Raw genomic sequence first — 19,001 nt, 5'->3', positions numbered from 1 at the left:
GCAAATCGTCTGCTTCCCGTTGCGGCTTGGTGAATGTCTGAAAAACAAACTCGCCTGTCAGCGTCGACCAGGATCAGGAACTACTTCCTGACCGGACTGATCATTTGCGCGCCATTGGCGATAACCGCCTACCTGACCTGGTCGTTCATCATGTGGGTCGACGGGTGGGTGAAGCCGTACCTGCCGGCGGTCTACAACCCCGACAACTATCTGCCTTTCTCGATACCCGGCTTCGGCCTTCTGACGGCGCTGGTCTTCATCACCGTGGTCGGCTTCCTGACCGCCAATCTGATCGGCCGCACAATCGTCGCTTACGGCGAATCGGTTCTCAACCGCATGCCGCTGATCCGCGGCATCTACAAGGGCCTTAAGCAGATATTCCAGACGGTGCTCGCCGAGCAGAACAATTCATTCAACAGGGCCGGGCTTATCGAGTATCCACGCCGGGGCATCTGGTCGATGGTCTTCCTGGCAACGGAGACCAAGGGAGAGGTGGATTCGCGGCTTCACGACGCGGGCGAGGACACGATTTCGGTGTTCCTGCCGACAACACCGAACCCGACCTCTGGATTCCTGCTCTTCGTTCCCCGGCAGGACATCATTATTCTCGACATGACGGTGGAGGAAGCCGCCAAGATGGTCATCTCGGCCGGCCTCGTTGCGCCCGAATATCACGCCAAGACCGAGGAACTGGCAAAGGAGGCGCTGGAGCGGCGCGAGCAGGAAAAAAGCCAGACGGCGGCCGAATAGAAGCGTCAGTAGTGCGGCCTGTTCATTTTCTTGTTGATGGCGCGCAGCAGGACCGTCTTCAGGCCCATGCCGGCGTTGTGCCTGTGGTTGCCGCGGCCATTGATGAGCGTCGCGTCGATAAACAGACGACCGCCGTTTTTCCTCAGGCACGCGTGGAAGGCAACGTGTTCGCAGACTTCCGAACCGTCATCCGCAATGCCTGAATAGCGACAATCACGAATGTCCTGAATACGGTACAGGCCAAATCCGCCAAAAGCGCTGTCGACCTCCACGAAGCCCCTGCTTGGATCGAGGCTTTTGCGCCGGTTCACCACGAATTCCTTGACCGCATCCTCGTGGGACATGCCTTCGGGCCGCTCTCTCACACGCTTCCAGCAATCGTCCGGCGACCAGGTCGGGTGCCTGAGCGCCCATATGTCGTAGTAGCGTTCGCTCTGGTTGGCAAAGATGGCCGCCCAGTCCGGTTCCCGCGTATCAAGGAGTTCAAGTATGCGCGTTTTGTCGAAGCGCTCATTCACGGCATCGAGATCCATGACGATCAGGTAGTCGAAATCGCGCAGCCTGTCGCTTGATTGAATTTCTTCGATGCACCTGTTGCGCAACATTGCCAGGCGGGCCGTGCGCTTTGGGATTTCGGCCTGAAGATCGCCGTAGGACCTTACGATTCCGCGTCCGTGGCGGCGGTCGAAGGCCTGGAGCTTCCGGAAACTCCTGTCGACGGAATTGTTTTCCAGGAAAACGTAGCCCCAATCGTCGAGACCGTTTCCGAAGTCTTCAATGATCCCGAGAATTCTGGGGAGCGCATGTGCGCAATCGCGTGCGAGACCGGCAAAGACGACCTTGTGCTTGATTGTCACGAAATGAGCCCCCGGCTGGATGGATACCGCATCCTACTAGCGCCGAAACCGGGGGCCCGCAAGTCGGTCGCAGCGCCCGTTAAAAACTACCGTCAGGCGGGCGCGGCGGCGGACTTCTTTCGCCGGTGATAGGTCAGGGCCAGGGCAAGGCAATGGCGGATCGCCTCCGCCGGGGGCGGGTGGGCGGCGGCAAACGACATGCGGCGATTGCCCTCGAATTCAAAAAGGTCCGGATAAAGCTCGCTGCAGTTCGCGATCAGGCTGGTCTGACAGTGGAAAAAGATCGAACACTGTTCCGGTCTGTCCGGTTTCCAGTCGATGCGTACGGTCGATCCGCTTTTCGGGCGGTGGGTCAGATAACTCGGCTCGCCCCATTTCAGCGTTTCTTCGATCTCGCCGACGCCGTCGGTCTGCGCTGCTTCGAACACAAGCTCCCGCAAGGCCAGCATGCTGCTCCTGACCGGTTCGGGGTAGCCGGAAAACACGGCTTCGACATCGGACGATTGAAAAGGTGTCATATGAGGTTCCTAACCTGCCTGGAGCAGCCGGATTGCTTCGTCCCGCCGCCATATATAGAGCAGATTACGCAATGCCTGGCCACGTTCGCCGGCCAGCGCCGCGTCCTTCTGGAGAATGTAACGGGCGTCATCCCGCGCGGCTTCGAGCAGGTCGCCGTGCGCCTGGAGATCGACCAGCCTGAATCCGGGCGTACCGGATTGCCGCGTGCCCAGGAGTTCGCCTTCGCCGCGCAGGCGCAGGTCCTCCTCGGCGATACGGAACCCGTCGTCGCTCTCACGCATGATCGACAGCCTTGCCCTGGCGGTCTCGCTCAGCGGCGCCTTGTATAAGAGAATGCAGCTCGACGCCTCTGAGCCGCGACCGACGCGGCCGCGCAGTTGGTGCAATTGCGCCAGGCCGAATCGCTCGGCATGTTCGATGACCATTATCGAGGCGTCCGGAACGTCAACGCCGACCTCGATCACCGTCGTGGCCACGAGGATGCGGGTCTTTCCGGACTTGAAGTCCTGCATGGCCCGGTCTTTCTCCGCGCTGCTCATGCGTCCATGAACCACGTCGGCAAGCGAACCGAATTCCGCCGCGAGATAGGCATGGCGCTGCTCAGCCGACATCAAATCGGAAAGCTCGGAATCCTCGACAAGCGGGCAGATCCAGTAGGCCTTCCGTCCGTTCGATATGGCATCGCGCAGGCGCGCTACGATATCGCCGATGCGTTCGAGCTCAATGGTCACCGTCTTGATCGGTTGCCTTCCGGACGGCTTCTCCGTCAGGCGCGAGACATCCATGTCGCCGAATGCGGCCAGCACCAGTGTCCGCGGTATCGGTGTCGCTGTCATGACGAGCATGTGCGGCGCCGAACCCTTTGCGGTCAGGCGCAGGCGCTGATGAACACCGAAGCGGTGCTGCTCGTCGACGACAGCCAGCAGCAGGTCATGGTAGTTGACACTCTCCTGGAACAAGGCGTGCGTTCCGACGATGATCCGGGCTTCACCGCTTGCGATACGGGAAAGGGCGGCTTCGCGTTCCTTTCCCTTGGTCCGACCGGTCAGCAGTTCAATCGTCAGATCCGCCTTTTGTGCAAGCGCCTCGATCGTTGCGAAGTGCTGCTGGGCGAGGATTTCGGTCGGTGCCATCAACACGGCCTGACCGCCGGCCTCGGCGCATGCGGCCATGGCAAACAGGGCGACCGCCGTCTTTCCGGAGCCGACGTCGCCCTGCAGGAGCCGGAGCATGCGGTCGGAGCTGTCCATATCCGTGAGTATTTCGGAAATCGCCTTGGATTGGCTGGCGGTGAGCTTGAACGGAAGCGCGGCCTGCAGCCTTTCCCGTATCGATCCGTCTCCGCGAACGGGCTTGCCGCGCAGCCGGCGTATCCTCTGGCGCACGAGTGCCAGCGACAACTGCCCGGCAAGAAGTTCATCATAGGCAAGCCGTCGGCGGGCCGGCGCATCGGCGCTGATGTCCGATTCGTCGCGCGGGTCGTGGAGCCGGCGAACCGCGCCCGTGAAACCGTCAAACCCGTTCTTGCGCAAGAAGGCCTCATCCAGCCATTCGGGCATGTCCGGCATGACGGCCAGGGCGCTGTCGATGGCGCGCTGCAGGAGTTTCGGCGACAGCCCGGCGGTCAGCGGATAGACCGGCTCCACCAGGGGAAAGGCGCCCGCGTCTTTCTCCAGGGCCATGTGGTCGGGATGAACCATCGAGGCGCGGCCGTTGAACCATTCCACCTTGCCGCTGACAAGCACTGTCTCGCCAACGGGCAGGGCCTTTTCGAGCCAGTTCTGCCGGGCGTGGAAGAACGTCAGCGCGATCTCGTCCGTTTCATCGTGCGCAAACACCCTGTAGGGCACGTTGCTCTTTCCTCTGGGGGGCGGCAGATGCCTGTCTACGTGCAGTTTCAGCGTCACAATGCTGTGCTCCGGAGAATGGGCGATCCCCGGCTGGTTCCTGCGGTCGATGATCCTGTGCGGCGGCTGGAGAATCAGGTCGACGGCCCGTGTCTCGTCGGCGTTTTCCCGACCGATCGCGCGTGCAATCAGGGCCGCGATCTTGGGTCCGATGCCGGAAAAAGACGTTATCGGTGCAAAAAGGGGATCGAGCAGGCTGGGCCGCATTCACCTGGTCCTCATGCAGCCGGCGATGTGATTTCGATCATGGCACTTGTCCAAAATTTTTCCGGAATTATCTGCCATCTGGTCCCCGCGTGAATTCCCATGGCCAAGCAAGCATCAAACGATCCTATGTTGGATCGCGACGCTGACATTTCAAATTGCCTCCTTTATAGAGACGCATAATCAGCAGGAATACAAACCGAACATGACCGGCACCACCCGCACGAGCGAACAACTGGATCCCAGAAGGCGACGCATTCTGTTTCGCGCCTGGCATCGTGGGATCAGGGAAATGGACCTTATTCTGGGTCATTTCGCCGATAAGAATATCGACCGACTCAGCGCCGAGGAGATGGACATATTTGAATCGCTGCTTGCGGTCGACGACCGGGATCTCATCCAATGGGTGACCGGCGAAGTGGCCGTGCCGCGGGAACACGACACGGCCCTGTTTCAGAAAATCCGCGCATACCGGCAGAGTGACGCAGCATGTTGACGGGCATCGCTGCCGACCGGATCTTCAACGCAACGGCACCGACGACCCTGGCAAACGTGCCGGCGGGGGCGGAGCCGATAGTCCTTGCTGAGGCGGCCCGAAAGGGACAGGCCGTGGCCTTCGTACTGTCGGACGGCCAGCGCATGGCCGATGTCGCGCAGAACCTCGAGTTTATCGCACCGGACATTCCCGTCCTGCAACTGCCCGGTTGGGACTGCCTTCCCTATGACCGCGTATCGCCAAGCGCCGATACGGCCGCGAGGCGCCTGTCTGCGCTGAGCGCGCTCATCGAATACGAAGCGAACCCCCATCCGGCCATCGTCCTGGTTTCGATCAACGCCCTGATGCAGAAGGTGCCGCCGCGTTCCCAACTCGCGGGACTGGGCTTCCAGGCCAAGCCGGGCAACCAGATCAGGATGGACGAACTTGCAGATCGGCTGTCCGGCAACGGGTTCGAACGTGTGCCGACCGTTCGCGAAGTCGGAGAATTTGCGATCCGCGGCGGTATTCTGGACGCGTTCCTTCCGGGCTACGACGAACCGTTGCGGCTCGATTTCTTCGGCGACACGCTGGAGAGCATCCGCAGTTTCGATCCGGCGACGCAAAGAACCACCAGCCAAGCCCGCGAAATGGTTCTCCATCCAATGAGCGAAGTGTCGCTGGACGCGGAAACGGTCAGCCGCTTTCGCAAGAACTACCTGTCGCTCTTCGGCGCGGCAACGCGGGATGATGCACTCTATCAGGCGATCAGCGAGGGACGTCGCTTCGCCGGCATGGACCATTGGCTGCCGCTTTTTTACGAGCAACTGGAAACGGTGTTCGATTATCTCGGCGGATTTGCCTTTTACGCCGATCGTCACGTCCTGGAAGCGTCCAGGGAACGCCACACGCAGATCGTCGACCATTTCGAGGCGCGCCGCAACCTTGCCGCCGAGGTATCATCGGCACAGGCGACACCTTACAATCCGGTGCCTGTCGAGCAACTTTACATGCCGCCGGACGGAGTGGCCGAAATACTGAACGCTTCGCATGCGGTGACATTGTCTCCCTTCATGGAAGAGGAACTGGCCGGACGCCCGGTAATCAATCTCGACGCCCATGCCGGCCCCCGCTGGGCCGGCACCGTCGAACAGAAAGGCGCCGAGGCTTCGCGGGTAAACGTATTCGACCAGGTTGTACGGCATATCGGCAAACAAAGGTCCGACGGGATCAAGGTCCTCGTTACGGCCTGGACCGAAGGATCACTTGACCGGCTTTTGCAGGTTCTTGGAGAGCACGGCCTGGAGCGCGTGCGCCGGATCACGACCCTGGCGGAGACCCGCAACCTCAAGCCCGGAGAGGCCGCCGCCGCCATCCTCAATCTTGAAAGCGGCTACGAGATTGACGGTCTGGCAGTCATCGGCGAGCAGGACATACTGGGCGACCGTCTGGTGCGGCGCGGACGCCGGCGCCAGAAGGGCTCCGATTACATAACCGAGGTCTCCGGTCTCGAAGAGGGCGACATTGTCGTTCACGCCGAGCACGGCATCGGCAAGTTCATCGGGCTCCGCACGATCGAGGCGGCCGGCGCTCCCCATGCCTGCCTGGAACTTCGCTACGCCGAGGCCGCAAAACTCTTCCTTCCGGTCGAAAACATCGAACTGCTCTCGCGGTACGGCTCCGACGCGGCCGAAGCGGTGCTCGACAAGCTTGGCGGTGTCGCCTGGCAGTCCCGAAAGGCGAAGCTGAAGAAACGCCTGCTCGATATGGCCGGCGCGTTGATCCGCATCGCCGCCGAGCGCCAAATGCGCAACGCACCGCAGCTCACCATGCAGGACGGTCTTTATGACGAGTTTGCAGCGCGCTTTCCCTACGAGGAAACCGAGGATCAGGCTCACGCGATCGATGTCGTACTGTCCGATCTCGGCGGCGGCATTCCGATGGACCGCCTCGTTTGCGGCGATGTCGGTTTCGGCAAGACGGAAGTTGCCCTGCGCGCGGCGTTCATTGCGGCCATGAACGGCGTGCAGGTCGCGGTTGTCGTTCCGACGACGCTGCTCGCGCGCCAGCACTACAAGACCTTCTCCGACCGACTGCGCGGTTATCCGATCCGCGTGCAACAGGCGTCGCGTCTTGTCGGCCAGAAGGAGCTGAGCCTGACGAAGAAGGAGTTGGCCGACGGCAAGACCGACATTGTCATCGGCACCCATGCGCTGCTCGGCAAGGCCATCAAGTTCGCCAATCTCGGGCTTCTCGTGATCGACGAGGAGCAGCATTTCGGTGTGAAGCACAAGGAACGCCTGAAAGAGCTCAAGAGCGACGTCCATGTCCTGACACTGTCGGCGACGCCGATCCCGCGCACGTTGCAGCTTGCGATGACGGGCGTGCGGGAACTCTCGCTGATCACGACGCCGCCGGTCGATCGCCTCGCGGTCCGCACATTCATCTCGCCCTTCGACCCGCTGGTGATCCGCGAAACGCTCCTGCGCGAGCATTATCGCGGCGGCCAGAGCTTTTATGTCTGCCCGCGCATATCGGACCTGGGCGAGATACAGGCGTTCCTCGAAGCTGATGTTCCGGAGCTCAAGGTCGCCGTTGCGCACGGGCAGATGCCGGCCGGCGAACTCGACGACATCATGAACGCCTTCTATGACGGCCAGTACGACGTCCTGCTGTCGACGACGATCGTTGAATCCGGGCTCGATGTTCCGACCGCCAACACGCTGATCGTTCACCGCTCCGACATGTTCGGCCTCGCGCAGCTATACCAGTTGCGGGGCAGGGTAGGGCGCTCGAAGGTCCGCGCCTTTGCCCTGTTCACGCTGCCGGTCAACCGGACGCTGACTGCAACTGCAGACCGAAGGCTCAAGGTTCTGCAGTCGCTGGATACGCTGGGCGCCGGATTCCAGCTGGCCAGTCACGATCTCGATATCCGCGGGGCCGGCAACCTCCTGGGCGAGGAACAGTCGGGGCACATCAAGGAAGTGGGTTTCGAACTCTACCAGCACATGCTCGAGGAGGCGGTTTCGGAACTGAAGGGAGAGGATGACATCGTCGATACCGGTTGGTCTCCTCAGATCACGGTCGGGACCTCGGTGATGATCCCCGACGAATACGTTCCGGACCTTCACTTGAGGTTGGGGCTTTACCGTCGTCTCGGCGACCTGACGACGCCCGATGAAATCGACGCTTTCGGTGCCGAACTCATCGACCGGTTCGGTCCGCTGCCCCAGGAGGTGCAGCATCTGCTGAAGATCGTTTACCTGAAATCGCTTTGCCGGGCCGCGAACGTTGAAAAGCTCGATGCCGGTCCGAAAGGGGTGGTCGTGCAGTTCCGCAATGCAGAGTTTCCCAATCCCGCCGGCCTCGTCGCCTATCTCGGCACGCTCGGTTCGCTCGCGAAGATCAGGCCGGATCAGAGTATATTCTTCGTGCGGGATCTGCCGAGCGCGGAAAAGCGGCTGGGCGGCGCGGCGGTCATCATGACGAAACTCGCCGAGATCGCCGACGCCGGGTAGCGTCGACCGCCGGGCATCTCAATGGAGCGGCCCTATTTGCTGAGCTTGTTGTGCTGCGAGGCTTCCATGGCGCTCAATACGATCAGCAATGCATCGGACTGATTGCGAGGGCTCGCTCCGCTGTCCAACTCTGCCAGCAATTCGCCAGCCGACAGGTTTTCGACATTCACCCCGTTCCTGGAAGCAAGGCAGGCCAGGTCGGCATAAAACCGGTCGTTCATGTACCCTGTCCAAGCCTTGATCGTCGGGTCGCTGGACTGCGCGAAAACGGCGCGAACGGAATTGTTGATCGGCGTTCCGGTTTCGCCGCAAGACTGATCCGCCATGGCCGGCCCGGCAATCGTCAGCGCGGCGGCAACCGGAATTACCCAGACCTTGAACATCTAACAGGCTCCTTATCGCGGCATTTGAGAACGGACATACTCAAGATAATCCAGATAGGCATCCTCAGCGATTCCGCTCGATTGGATTATCTTGGACTTATATGGCGTTGCTATTCTCGTCATGAAACCGGCCGTTTCAAGATTCTCCAGAACCTGACGCGCGGTCTCATGCGAGAATAGCGTGATCATCAGGCGCTGCATGTCAGCCTGATCGAGGCCCGGTGTGCTGGTCATCAGATTGGCTTTCGCCTTTTCTATCTGGTCGTCGGAAAACAGGCCGCGCTTCAACCTGGGAACCTCAAGCCCCATCAATCCGCGTTGGTCCCGGTTCTCGACCAGCTTGGATATTTGCTCGTTATGGTTGCGTACATAGGATTCGAACTTCTCCGGTGACTGGGTGAGCTCAAACGAATTCAGCAGGAAAAAGAACTCGACGAAGACAAATACGTTGTCGTGTCTGAGGTGCCTGAGAAAACGCGGATCGCTTTCCTTCGACAGGCGACATAACTGGTCGTGGAATGCTGTCCGGGCCTGACGAAGCACTTTCAGTGTTTCAATATTTACAATTTTGTCCATAGAAAAATGCCTGAAATCCGCCCCCAAAAAATTAGTAGTCCCGCATAAATATAGTAAAGTCTACCACGATTGAGTGCATAGGCCTTATATGTGATACTGCAACCCAACAGGTGAAAATTAGCTCAGCAAGGGATTAATACAATGCGCAAGTCGCTCCTGATTGCAACGGCAATATTCTGTGTTTCCGGGGGGCTGGGAGCCTATGCCGAGAACGCGTCAACCGAAAAATTCCGCTCTATCGCGGCAGTTGAAAACGCAACCAATCCGATCAGTGCCACGATAACGCCCATCAAGGTAAAGGATGAGGCGGTTTTCTCCAAAGGCGTTCTGCACGTCGGCGACCAGATCGGATTCGAAGTCACCGGAATCGAGGGCGCAAAGCTCTACATCCTGAACATGGATTCCGAGGGAACCATCTCGATGATCTATCCCAACAAGTTCGATGAGGGCGGCGAGGTTGAAAGCGAAGACACGCTGATGCTTCCGCAGGAAGATTCCAAGTATCATTTCGAAGCAACCGGCGCCGGCGGAACCGAGATCGTCAAGTTCATAGCCATCACCGGAGACAGCTCCACCTTCGACACCCTGTTGCAGGGGATGTTCGACCAGAAGGACACGTTTCCCAAGTCGATTGAACCGGCATCGGAAACTTCGGACACACTCAACCAGTTCTTCGAGTCGGCAAACGACTCCGCCGTTCGTGAAACGACCCTGGAATATGTGATTACGGAATAGGCGGCGACGGCCGAGAAAGAGACAGCCATGTTCACAGTCCCGATCAAGTCTGGCGAACGTTCCGTGTTGGCACTGCTGGCCGTGGCTGCTCTGGCCATCGGCTGGCAGGCGCCGGCGTCGATGGCCAGCACCTGCGGTACGCTGCCGCAGGTGCTGACCTCCACCGCCAGCGAGCAGGAGATCAAATGCGCGCTCAAGGACAGCCAGTCCAACTCGATGAAGCGCAGCATTTCGATCGTCGAGAGCGAACCCGAAGTCGAAGCCGTGAGCTTCGCGATCAATTTCGAGTTCGGTAGCGCAGACCTCACGCCGGACGCGCGCACGCTTCTGAAGAAGATTGCCGACGTCATCAAGAACGACGAGGAACTGAGCCAGTCCGCCTATTTCATCGACGGACACACCGACGCCGTGGGATCCGAGGAATCGAACGAGATACTGGGCATGGAACGGGCCAAGTCCGCAGCCGGGCAACTGCTGGCGGAGTTGGAGTTTCCATTGACAGTGAAGGTCCGCAGCTTCGGTGAAGTGCAACTTCTCGATCCGGATAAGCCCAACGCGTCCGTCAACCGGCGCGTAGAATTCACCCCTGTATCCGCGGAGCCGAACTGACGATGACAGCAACAACGCGACAGTCAGGAATTCCCGGTTTCATGCTTCCGGTCCTTTTATTGATCTCACTCGCGATAAGCGGGTGCGGAACAAATTGGTCGTATCAGGACGCCTTCGGTCGGCCGGGGGCGGGAACGGCGCCGCCCAAGGCGGTGACCAAGCCCGAGTCGACGAAGAGCGTTGCGGCCGCGCGGACGCCCAGGAACAACCCCAGGGAAGGCAAGAGCCTGGAGGTTACGGGAACGGACGCCGTGCAGTTGAGTATTATTTACCGCGAGCGATTGCTCGTTCCGCAAGGGTCCACCTTCACCATTACCGTGACGGGAGCAGGCGCAACGAAGCCGACGGTCGAAGTCTCAACGACCAAGGCCGGTCCTCCTTATGCCGTTTCCGTCCCGGTATCCGACGATGTCACCTATCCGTTGAAGATAGATGTGCAACTGAAATCCACTTACGGCCACACGCTGAAAGGAAGCGGTACGGTCCGTGAGAAGTCATCCGAGCCCGTGGAGATCCTGATTTCCACCAGTTGATGGGGAGTGGAATGTTAAAGAAAAAGGCTATTCGCGCCGCTGCCGCCGTAGTGCTTTCATCGGCGATTATGGGCGCAGGAACAACGGTTTCCCACGCCAAGTGCATCAACGGTTTCATGACCGGATTTGATGACTACGAGCGTGGCGCACGCAACTCGAAAAACACGTTTCGTGTCAACGAACTTCTGGTGCTGTGCTTCACGGCAGCGGAGAACGGTTACGTTGCTGTTTTCGACGCGCCGATCAAAGGCGACTTCGAGCAACTCTACCCCAATGAACTCACCCACAAGAACGGCGAAACCTATGCCGAGGTCGTCGCCGGCAAGGAGTACTGTTTCGGCGGCCGCGACACGTTCCCCCTCTATCATCCGCCGGATGAAGGGATCGGCTTGGGCAAGGTCTCGATCGCGCTGACGAAGTCACCCGATCTGCAATTGCCGGAAGACGATTACGATATCCCGGGCCAGCGTGTTCGCCAGTCTGTGATGAACAGGCATCTGCGTTCACACCGCCAGTCGTCTTCCAGGTGCACGGCACGCGATGTCTTGTACCTGGAATACAGGATAACGAACTAGGATGTCTGCGAACATGTTCAGCAAACTTATCAGGATTTTGTTGCCCGGCCTGATGCTTGTCGTGCCAAGCGTCTCTGCATTTGCTCAAAGCCAGATGGAGTGTACGGATCCGCGCACCGGGAAAACGACGTTGCGCATCGTCAACGGCGACCGCGCGAATCCCGGGGAGTGGCCCTTTATCGTCGGTCATGTGCCCAGGGGCGGCGACCGTGCATTCTGCGGCGGAACGCTGATCAATCAGCAATGGGTGCTTACAGCAGCCCACTGCTGGGAAGGCGTCTCCAAAAGCGATGTGGAAATCCGCCGCGTTGCATCCAACGGCGGTCTGGACAGCCCGGCCTATTCGATCGAAGCGGTTTTCATTCACCCCCGTTACGGCACGTCCAGTGACGTCATCGTCAACGACGTTGCGCTTTTGAAGCTGTCACGCCCGACGAACATCCCGAACAGCCAGCTTGCCTTGCTTCCGACCAAGTCTACGGAAAAGAGGCTTGCACCCGTACGCACGTGTGCTGAAGTGGCCGGTTGGGGCGACCTGCAATCAGGCGCGCAACAGGGTTCGCGTTACCTGAACTCGGTAAATCTGCGCCAGTTGACGGACGGGCAGTGCGCGAGGGCCTACGGTTCCGGCATTCGCTCCGATATGCACCTGTGCGCCGGCTATGAGCAGGGCGGCAAAGACTCCTGCCAGGGCGACAGCGGCGGCCCCATTATCGTCAGGGACGGTAAGACCGGCTACCTGCTGATCGGTGTCGTCAGCTTCGGCAGGGGGTGCGCGCTTGAAGGATATCCGGGCGTCTATGCGCGGACATCCCATTACCGCGATTGGATCTTTTCCACGGTGGGCGGGAATTGACCGATGTTGAACCCGCGCCGCCACGTCCTGCGTCTGCGATCCGTACTCGGATCCCTGATTTGCGCCTTGCTGGTCGCGATGATGGCAACGACGCAGCCTGCGCGGGCAGAATGCCCCTTAGAATCTCAAACCCCGGTCTACGATATCGGGTTTGAATTCCTCCGCGACTTGCTCATTTCCACGAAGTCGGAGCTGGAGCAGTTTTTCGATATAAATATCAACGAGTTCTGCCTGGATGAGGAGGAATACGGCGCCTACTACGACATGGAGTTCGGCAATCTTGTGCTTGGCGATTCTTTCTTGCTCGAAAAGGCCAATCCGCCGGGAAACGTCAACAACGTCATTGCCATTATTGCTCACGAAACCGCGCATGCATTTCAGCACAAACATGGATTGTTGAATATGCTTGTCGAGCAAAATCCACACAGGGTGAAATGCATTGAGCTGCACGCAGATTTTCTGACGGGCGGCTACATGAGATGGCGCGCCCAGGATTTCGACATCAATCATATCAAGCTGACGACGATGTTTTACCGTCTCGGCGACCGGGTGATCGAGAGTGACAGTCACCATGGGCTCGGCCCGGAGCGATACGTCACTTTTCTGCAGGGTTTCAATACCGTTGCGGGTGATGTGATAACATTATCAAGTATGGGGATAGCATATGTTTCACAAGCAGACTGTGATGAATAGCGCGCGCACACTGCAAGCTTTCGCGCTGATTGTGTCGGTCGCGACGGCCTGGACGGTGATGCCGGCCGACGCCCAGAAACTGCGCCTGAACAAGGGTTGCCCCAAGCTGGGCAGCTCGGATATCGGCAGCTATACGATCGACGAATTGAACGAGCTGTGTCACGGAGGCGGGGCATCCCAAGGGGGACCCGCGGAAGGTGGCGCGTCGCTCAGCTGCGGTCAGCACAAGGCTTTGGCGGTCTATTCGAGGTTGAATTCGAACTTTGTCGAGGGCCAGGCGGCTCAGGCTGTCGTCGACAAATACTGCGACAACGTCAGCGACGACTCGCTGCCGGTCGGCAGCCAGGTTGGCGGTGACCAGTTGTCCGGACCGGTGCGGTTCGAGCGCGGTTACTACACCGAATACTCGGGTGCCAAAGCGAGGATCTGCAAGACTTACTACTCGGGGTCCGCGTATCTTTACAACGGCACGATCGAGTTCGTATCCGGCGGCCACACCTGGCGGGGCGCGATCACTCAGAACTCCTTCATCTCGATCACGCGCGACGGGGTGGACCCGCGCCCGAAGAACCCCACAGGCATAAGCGGACCGATGCTCGGGGCCGAACTCTACAATGGTTACTGCGGCCGGGGCTTCTTTCGGCTAGTTTTACAGTAACTTGCGCGAAGGAACTGAAGGCTCCGATTTTGCAACAGCAGAACCCGCCGGCCGGTGCCGGCGGCCGCCTGTAAGTGATGCGTCGCAAAAAAGAACCATTTTTCTGAGAACATCGCCTGGAATACAACCAGAAACACCGGAACGTTTGCGATTTGTTAAGTGTAACTAGTTAGTGCTTGTTAACTTTTATTTACGGGCACGACCGGGTTTGAAGGTTCATGATCATGATCAGGAAAATGGCTGGCATACCGGGCACGATAGGACTGTCATTCCTGGTGACACTCGTTGCGTCTTGCGATTCCGGCGGAAACACCAACTCGTCTGCGGCCGTGCCGGCACCCGATCCCCAGGTTGAACAAAGCACCGTTTACGACGAGCAGGCCATCGCCGAGAGAGTCGAGGCATCCGCGACGACGGCGAGTAAAAACCCACGGCACCAGGAAACCGGTCTCAATCAGGATGAAATCAAGAGCTACGCCGAGCTGAAGGCTGCCCTCGATAACAAGATCCGCAATGAGGCCAAGAAACCCGCGGCAAACGGGCGCTCCGGCGACGATACCAAGATTGTTACCGCCACCCAGGAGACCCTGACCCAGACATCGGCGCTGCAACTGCCGGAAGCGGAACCGCAGGCCGAGGTCGCCCAGCAGATACCGGTGGAACAGGCAGGCCCTGCGCAGGAGCCGGAGGTCGTGGTCGCAGAAGCCCAGACCATCGAGGAAGCTATTTTGGACGGTGACGTGGTGACGCTTGCCAATATTCCGGTGCCGACCCCGCGTCCCGCGTATTCAAGCCCGGGACAGCAAATCGCGGTGCAGGAAAACCCGGCGCCGCAGCAAAATGCAAGCACATGTGGCAACATTGCCCAGATAACGGACAGGGACGGCGATTTCTCGCGCAACTCAGCCTATTTCCGAGACGATTTGCTTTGCGTCAGCGAGCATCGGTTCAAGGAAAACGGCGTGAACTGGATCGTCCACATCATCGAGCACAAGGACAAGCGGCCCGGGCCCCTATGGGCCGTTCCGCACGACAATGAGAATGTAGCCTTCGATACCGCCTTGTACGGGCTTTACAGATACGGCGGGAAGATTGTCTCCGTTGACAGTGCAGGCAAGCGCCTGAATGCCGGAATAGACCCCAACCGCAATTTTACCGGAAACAAAAAGGCGTGCGGCCGCTATTCGCCAAAATATACGGACCTCTTCATGTCGGCTTATCAGCGGGGCAGGCCGATCGTCGCTCTTCACAGCAACGCATTGAAATCGAGGAAAACCGGCGGAAGCGGAGGCGTGTCGATCAACTCGCCGTTCTCCAACACATCCGTGCATAAGGCGAAGAAGCCGATACCGTCTCAGAGCAACGAGGACACGCTCGCCTTTGTGGCATCGACGAAGAAGTACGGTGCGGATCACACGGTCGACAAGCGGATCGCCTCGCTCAACAACCAGGGAATCAACGTGATGCGCGAGCTCGTCAGCAGGCGTGGCAACGATTGTTCGCTGTCCAACTACGCATCACTGACGAACATAAAGGACTACTTCAATCTCGAAGTGGTACACGGGGACGGACAGACGCATATGAATATGGTCGACCGTCTTATGAAGATCCTCGGCTACTAGGAAGCCTGCGAGAGCTTTTCCTCTGCGACCTTGCTGATTGCCTCCGACAGAACTTCGGGGGATTGCGCGCCCATGACCGCGTATTTGTTCTCAAGGATAAAACAAGGGACGCCCGTTACGCCCATTTTTCGCGCGACCTCTATTTCCTGCTCGACCTCAAGGCAGTCGGCCGGTCCCGCAAGCAGGCTCTCGGTGATGGCACGATCCATGCCGGCCCGTTCGGCCGCGTCGAGAAGCACTTCCGTGTCGCCTATGTTCTTGCCCTCGATGAAAAAATCCTGGAACAGGATGTCGACGAGACGGTCCTGGACACCGGGGGCCTCGGACGCGGCCCAGCGGATGACGCGATGCGCATCGAGCGTATTCGGTGAAACCGCGATGGATTCGAAATCGAAGGGGATGCTCTCTGTGCGCCCGGCGTCGAGGATATTGGCGTAGATCTGCTGGGCGCGCTCCGATCCGCCGAACTTCTCGGACAGATACTGCTTCCGGTCCTTGCCTTCCTTCGGAAGGGTAGGGTCGAGCTGGTACGGCCGCCAGCGGACATCGACCTCGATGTTCTCCGGCAGATCCTTGACCGCGGCTTCCAGGCGCTTCTTGCCGATGTAGCACCAGGGGCACATGACATCGGAAACGATGTCTATATTGACGGACGTCATCGGCGGATCCTTTCTCGAAGGCGCTAGTTTTCGGCGCGCTTGTCCCACCAGGTCGGCAGCACATAGCCGTAAATGGGCGTCACTTCCGGATGTTCAAGATACGACCGGTAGGCCGCACGCTGTCCCGGCAGGAAGTAAAGCGGCACGACATAGTGCCCGGAAATCAGCACGCGATCAAAGGCCCGCACCGCAGAGACGAATTCCTCGCGCGAGCGCGCGTCGAGCAACGCCTGGATCATCGCGTCGATCGCCGGCTCGGCCGTGCCCGCGTAGTTGAAGGTCCCAGGCACGTCGCGTGAGCGGCTGTCCCAGCGCCACACCTGTTCCGATCCGGGCGAAAGGGAGGCGGAATATGCCTTGATGATCAAGTCGTAATCGTAGTTCTGGCTGCGCCTTTGATATTGTGAATCATCCACCGTGCGCACGCTCATATCGATACCGAGCAGGGCAAGGTTCCGCTGATAGGCGAGGGCGACCTTTTCCTGCCCTTCGTTCTGGGTCATGACCTCGAATGTGAGCGGCTGGCCTTTGTCGTCGATCAGCTTTCCGTTGTTGATCGTGTAACCCGCCTCGTTCAACAGCCTGAGCGCCGCGCGCTGGACATTGCGGTCGCGGCCGCTGCCGTCCGTCCTTGTCGCATGATAGGTGCCGTTCATGACGGATTTTTCCACAGCGCCGGGAAACGGTTCCAGAAGCGCCTTTTCGCGCTCGTCCGCGGGCCTTCCGATCGATGAGAGTTCGGAATTCTGGAAATAGCTCTCGGTCCTTTCATAGACGTCGTCGAACAGGCTTCTGTTGACCCACTCGAAATCGAACAGCATGGCCAGAGCCTGCCTGACGCGAACGTCGCTGAACTTGTCCCTTCTCGTATTGAAAACGAAGCCGTGCATGCCCGCCGGCAACTCGTTTTCGAATATCGTTTTCTTCACCTGGCCGTTTTCGATGGCGGGAAAGTTGTAGGCCCGTTGCCAGCTTGTCGGATTACCCTCGAAATGGATGTCGTAGACACCCTTTTTGAATGCCTCGAACTGCGCGCTGCCGGACAGGAAGTATTCGACCGAGATCTCGCCGAAATTGTCGACGCCACGCTTGGCCGGCAAGTCCGCACCCCAGTAGTCGTCACGCCGCTCGTAAACGATCTTCTCTCCCGGCTGGATTTCCTTGATCCGGTAGGGACCGGATGTGACGGGTGGTTCGAATGTGGTCTGGTCAAAGGTATCAACGTCGATTGCGTGTTTCGGCAGTACCGGATTAAGGCCAAGCACCAGCGGGAATTCGTGACCGGCGTCCTCGGTCAGCGTAAAGCGCACGCTGAGCGGCCCTGTCTTTTCCATGTCCGCAACCTTGTCGAGGCGGTTCGAGAAGGGCGGCCGGCCCTTTTCCTCAAGCAGGTTGAAGGTGAAAACAACGTCGTCAGCGGTAACCGGCTCTCCGTCCGACCATCTGGCTAGCGGATTGATGTTGAACTGGATATAGGTCCGTTCCTCGTCGAACTCGACGGATTCCGCCAGCAGGCCGTAGAGCGTGAACGGCTCGTCGCGCGAGCGTTGCATAAGGCTCTCATAGGTGAGATTGCCGAATTGCGGATCCCACATGCCGCGCGCCGTCGTGCGCATGCTCTTGAGGATGAACGGATTGAGATTGTCGAACGTGCCGTTGACGCCGTAGGCGATGTGGCCGCCCTTCGGAGCGTCGGGATTGACATAAGGGAAATGCTGGTAGTCCGGCCCCAGTGCCGGCTCGCCATGCGAGGCGATCGCGTGCTTTTTATCGTTGGCGAGCGCGGATCCCGCTGCCGTACAGAAAGCAAGCAGCGTTGCGGTTAGAATTCGTAACAACATTTGCATGGCGATCCTTCGCTGATTCGTAGCAAACCGTAGCACGATCCGCTTGCATTCCAACGCTCCAGCTTTTGCCCGCCGATTAAGGCTATTACAGGAAATTCCCGTGAAACCGTGCCCGCCCGTGCCAAACGGCGTGACATCGAAGCCATTTGCCCTTAGACAACGGTTAAAGACCTGCGTGGCAAGCCTTGCAATGGCCTTATTTGAGGTACAGGGAGTGCGCGATTGACGAGGCGGATCCGCCGGCTACGGCCACGGATTTGACACGACGGGTGGAGCCGGTTCCACACTGGATGCATGCTGCACCGCCGGTTACAATTGGATATCGAAAGCCCAGGAGATAACGCAAGAATGACCTTCAGGACCTCAAAAGTCGCAAGGACTGCGCTGGCGACCGTGTTTGCAGGGGCTGCGACCCTGTCGCTTATGGGCGCCGCGCACGCACAGGGCCCGAACCAGGGGTGGTTCAAAGTGTGCACCAAACAGGAAGACAATGACGTCTGTGTCGTTCAGAACATCACCACCGCATCAACCGGACAGCTTCTGACGGCCGTTGGCCTGATCATCGTCGAAGGCAAGGTCAACAACAAGACGCTTCAGGTTTCCGTTCCTTCGGCGCGGACAATCCCGCCGGGCGTCAACATGCAGATTGACGGCGGCAAGGCCCAGCGGGTCCCGTATTCGGTCTGCATGCCCGACAAGTGCGTGGCCCAGGTACCGCTGACCGACGCCATCGTCAGTTCCTTCAAGCGAGGTGGCGAAGTGGTGTTTACCTCGGTCAATTTCCAGCGTGCGCCCAATCCGATCAAGGTGTCGCTGAAAGGCTTCACCGACGCGTTTGACGGCGAGCCGGTCGCGCAGTCCGAGCTCCAGGAGCGGCAGCGCCTGCTGCAGGAAGAAATGCAGCGCAAGGCGCAGGCGGCCAGGCAGAAGCTGGAAGAAGCCCAGCAAAAGGCCAAGGAACAGAACTAAACAAGAAAGGCGCGGATTTTCCGCGCCTTTTGATTCCCACGGGACTTGAGCATCCC

19 protein-coding genes are annotated in these 19,001 nt (G+C 59.1%); 12 read left to right on the top strand and 7 right to left on the bottom strand.

The features are described from left to right. Positions 1-33 precede the first annotated feature (33 nt). The gene (locus E4M07_RS06120) at positions 34-750 is read left to right on the top strand and encodes a DUF502 domain-containing protein (protein WP_136657369.1); all 717 of its coding nucleotides are present in this window, start codon (positions 34-36) and stop codon (positions 748-750) included. Positions 751-755: 5 nt separating this feature from the next. On the opposite strand, the gene E4M07_RS06115 is transcribed toward E4M07_RS06120, so the two are convergent. From E4M07_RS06115 to recG, 3 genes are all read right to left on the bottom strand, one after another. Continuing rightward, positions 756-1,607, bottom strand: a complete 852-nt coding sequence (locus E4M07_RS06115; RefSeq protein ID WP_136657368.1) for a hypothetical protein — start codon at positions 1,605-1,607, stop codon at positions 756-758. A gap of 92 nt (positions 1,608-1,699) precedes the next feature. Further along, positions 1,700-2,125 (bottom strand): DUF1801 domain-containing protein, encoded by a 426-nt coding sequence (locus E4M07_RS06110; protein WP_136657367.1) that lies wholly within the window; start codon positions 2,123-2,125, stop codon positions 1,700-1,702. Positions 2,126-2,134: 9 nt separating this feature from the next. Then, positions 2,135-4,240, bottom strand: a complete 2,106-nt coding sequence (gene recG, locus E4M07_RS06105; RefSeq protein ID WP_136657366.1) for an ATP-dependent DNA helicase RecG — start codon at positions 4,238-4,240, stop codon at positions 2,135-2,137. A 202-nt stretch (positions 4,241-4,442) separates the two neighbouring features. On the opposite strand from recG, the gene E4M07_RS06100 reads away from it, so the two are divergent. After that, the gene (locus tag E4M07_RS06100) at positions 4,443-4,733 is read left to right on the top strand and encodes a succinate dehydrogenase assembly factor 2 (protein ID WP_136657365.1); all 291 of its coding nucleotides are present in this window, start codon (positions 4,443-4,445) and stop codon (positions 4,731-4,733) included. Then, positions 4,727-8,230, top strand: coding sequence for a transcription-repair coupling factor (mfd, locus tag E4M07_RS06095; RefSeq protein WP_136657364.1), 3,504 nt, complete (start codon positions 4,727-4,729; stop codon positions 8,228-8,230). The genes E4M07_RS06100 and mfd overlap by 7 nt, the downstream gene beginning before the upstream one ends. Positions 8,231-8,262: 32 nt before the next feature. Here the strand turns inward: mfd and E4M07_RS06090 are convergent, their stop codons facing one another. Both E4M07_RS06090 and E4M07_RS06085 read right to left on the bottom strand, forming a co-directional pair. Then, a complete protein-coding gene (locus tag E4M07_RS06090) occupies positions 8,263-8,613 on the bottom strand; it encodes a hypothetical protein (RefSeq protein ID WP_136657363.1) in 351 nt (116 codons plus the stop codon). A 12-nt stretch (positions 8,614-8,625) separates the two neighbouring features. Continuing rightward, on the bottom strand, positions 8,626-9,189 hold the full coding sequence (locus E4M07_RS06085; protein ID WP_136657362.1) for a hypothetical protein: 564 nt from the start codon (positions 9,187-9,189) through the stop codon (positions 8,626-8,628). Positions 9,190-9,330: 141 nt separating this feature from the next. Between E4M07_RS06085 and E4M07_RS06080 the strand changes: the two genes are divergently transcribed. The 8 genes from E4M07_RS06080 (at position 9,331) to E4M07_RS06045 (ending at position 15,470) form a co-directional block, all read left to right on the top strand. Beyond that, positions 9,331-9,924: a DUF4384 domain-containing protein gene (locus E4M07_RS06080; RefSeq protein WP_136657361.1), complete on the top strand. Its 594-nt coding sequence runs from the start codon at positions 9,331-9,333 to the stop codon at positions 9,922-9,924. Between the two features lie 27 nt (positions 9,925-9,951). After that, positions 9,952-10,533 (top strand): OmpA family protein, encoded by a 582-nt coding sequence (locus E4M07_RS06075; protein ID WP_136657360.1) that lies wholly within the window; start codon positions 9,952-9,954, stop codon positions 10,531-10,533. Between the two features lie 41 nt (positions 10,534-10,574). After that, entirely contained in the window at positions 10,575-11,066 is a 492-nt protein-coding gene (locus E4M07_RS06070) for a DUF4175 domain-containing protein (protein ID WP_136657359.1), read from the top strand. Positions 11,067-11,077: 11 nt separating this feature from the next. Then, complete coding sequence (locus tag E4M07_RS06065; RefSeq protein ID WP_136657358.1) at positions 11,078-11,641, top strand: DUF4384 domain-containing protein; 564 nt, start codon at positions 11,078-11,080, stop codon at positions 11,639-11,641. Between the two features lie 13 nt (positions 11,642-11,654). Then, positions 11,655-12,497, top strand: coding sequence for a serine protease (locus E4M07_RS06060; RefSeq protein ID WP_169054102.1), 843 nt, complete (start codon positions 11,655-11,657; stop codon positions 12,495-12,497). A gap of 3 nt (positions 12,498-12,500) precedes the next feature. Next, complete coding sequence (locus E4M07_RS06055) at positions 12,501-13,190, top strand: hypothetical protein (RefSeq protein ID WP_136657356.1); 690 nt, start codon at positions 12,501-12,503, stop codon at positions 13,188-13,190. Continuing rightward, positions 13,162-13,848 (top strand): hypothetical protein, encoded by a 687-nt coding sequence (locus tag E4M07_RS06050; RefSeq protein WP_136657355.1) that lies wholly within the window; start codon positions 13,162-13,164, stop codon positions 13,846-13,848. The genes E4M07_RS06055 and E4M07_RS06050 overlap by 29 nt, the downstream gene beginning before the upstream one ends. A 236-nt stretch (positions 13,849-14,084) precedes the next feature. After that, complete coding sequence (locus E4M07_RS06045) at positions 14,085-15,470, top strand: hypothetical protein (protein ID WP_136657354.1); 1,386 nt, start codon at positions 14,085-14,087, stop codon at positions 15,468-15,470. Here E4M07_RS06045 and E4M07_RS06040 read toward each other — a convergent pair. Next, positions 15,467-16,129 carry a DsbA family oxidoreductase gene (locus E4M07_RS06040; protein ID WP_136657353.1) on the bottom strand — a complete coding sequence of 221 codons (663 nt, stop codon included), beginning with the start codon at positions 16,127-16,129 and terminating at the stop codon, positions 15,467-15,469. The two genes, E4M07_RS06045 and E4M07_RS06040, sit on opposite strands and share 4 nt — an antisense overlap. Positions 16,130-16,152: 23 nt before the next feature. After that, positions 16,153-17,970: an extracellular solute-binding protein gene (locus E4M07_RS06035; protein WP_136657352.1), complete on the bottom strand. Its 1,818-nt coding sequence runs from the start codon at positions 17,968-17,970 to the stop codon at positions 16,153-16,155. Between the two features lie 354 nt (positions 17,971-18,324). On the opposite strand from E4M07_RS06035, the gene E4M07_RS06030 reads away from it, so the two are divergent. Beyond that, positions 18,325-18,945: an invasion associated locus B family protein gene (locus tag E4M07_RS06030; protein WP_136657351.1), complete on the top strand. Its 621-nt coding sequence runs from the start codon at positions 18,325-18,327 to the stop codon at positions 18,943-18,945. Positions 18,946-19,001 lie beyond the last annotated feature (56 nt).

The organism is Nitratireductor sp. XY-223 (assembly GCF_004959855.1).
Lineage (GTDB): Bacteria > Pseudomonadota > Alphaproteobacteria > Rhizobiales > Rhizobiaceae > Hoeflea_A.
This window is presented reverse-complemented; position numbering and strand designations above follow the sequence as displayed.

Bases quoted from the DNA above. Each gene is read 5' to 3' on its own strand.
- E4M07_RS06120 (WP_136657369.1), top strand. From the start codon at position 34: ATGTCTGAAAAACAAACTCGCCTGTCAGCGTCGACCAGGATCAGGAAC.
- E4M07_RS06110 (WP_136657367.1), bottom strand. From the start codon at position 2,125: ATGACACCTTTTCAATCGTCCGATGTCGAAGCCGTGTTTTCCGGCTAC.
- recG (WP_136657366.1), bottom strand. From the start codon at position 4,240: ATGCGGCCCAGCCTGCTCGATCCCCTTTTTGCACCGATAACGTCTTTT.
- E4M07_RS06100 (WP_136657365.1), top strand. From the start codon at position 4,443: ATGACCGGCACCACCCGCACGAGCGAACAACTGGATCCCAGAAGGCGA.
- mfd (WP_136657364.1), top strand. From the start codon at position 4,727: ATGTTGACGGGCATCGCTGCCGACCGGATCTTCAACGCAACGGCACCG.
- E4M07_RS06090 (WP_136657363.1), bottom strand. From the start codon at position 8,613: ATGTTCAAGGTCTGGGTAATTCCGGTTGCCGCCGCGCTGACGATTGCC.
- E4M07_RS06085 (WP_136657362.1), bottom strand. From the start codon at position 9,189: ATGGACAAAATTGTAAATATTGAAACACTGAAAGTGCTTCGTCAGGCC.
- E4M07_RS06080 (WP_136657361.1), top strand. From the start codon at position 9,331: ATGCGCAAGTCGCTCCTGATTGCAACGGCAATATTCTGTGTTTCCGGG.
- E4M07_RS06075 (WP_136657360.1), top strand. From the start codon at position 9,952: ATGTTCACAGTCCCGATCAAGTCTGGCGAACGTTCCGTGTTGGCACTG.
- E4M07_RS06070 (WP_136657359.1), top strand. From the start codon at position 10,575: ATGCTTCCGGTCCTTTTATTGATCTCACTCGCGATAAGCGGGTGCGGA.
- E4M07_RS06065 (WP_136657358.1), top strand. From the start codon at position 11,078: ATGTTAAAGAAAAAGGCTATTCGCGCCGCTGCCGCCGTAGTGCTTTCA.
- E4M07_RS06060 (WP_169054102.1), top strand. From the start codon at position 11,655: ATGTTCAGCAAACTTATCAGGATTTTGTTGCCCGGCCTGATGCTTGTC.
- E4M07_RS06055 (WP_136657356.1), top strand. From the start codon at position 12,501: ATGTTGAACCCGCGCCGCCACGTCCTGCGTCTGCGATCCGTACTCGGA.
- E4M07_RS06050 (WP_136657355.1), top strand. From the start codon at position 13,162: ATGTTTCACAAGCAGACTGTGATGAATAGCGCGCGCACACTGCAAGCT.
- E4M07_RS06045 (WP_136657354.1), top strand. From the start codon at position 14,085: ATGGCTGGCATACCGGGCACGATAGGACTGTCATTCCTGGTGACACTC.
- E4M07_RS06040 (WP_136657353.1), bottom strand. From the start codon at position 16,129: ATGACGTCCGTCAATATAGACATCGTTTCCGATGTCATGTGCCCCTGG.
- E4M07_RS06035 (WP_136657352.1), bottom strand. From the start codon at position 17,970: ATGTTGTTACGAATTCTAACCGCAACGCTGCTTGCTTTCTGTACGGCA.
- E4M07_RS06030 (WP_136657351.1), top strand. From the start codon at position 18,325: ATGACCTTCAGGACCTCAAAAGTCGCAAGGACTGCGCTGGCGACCGTG.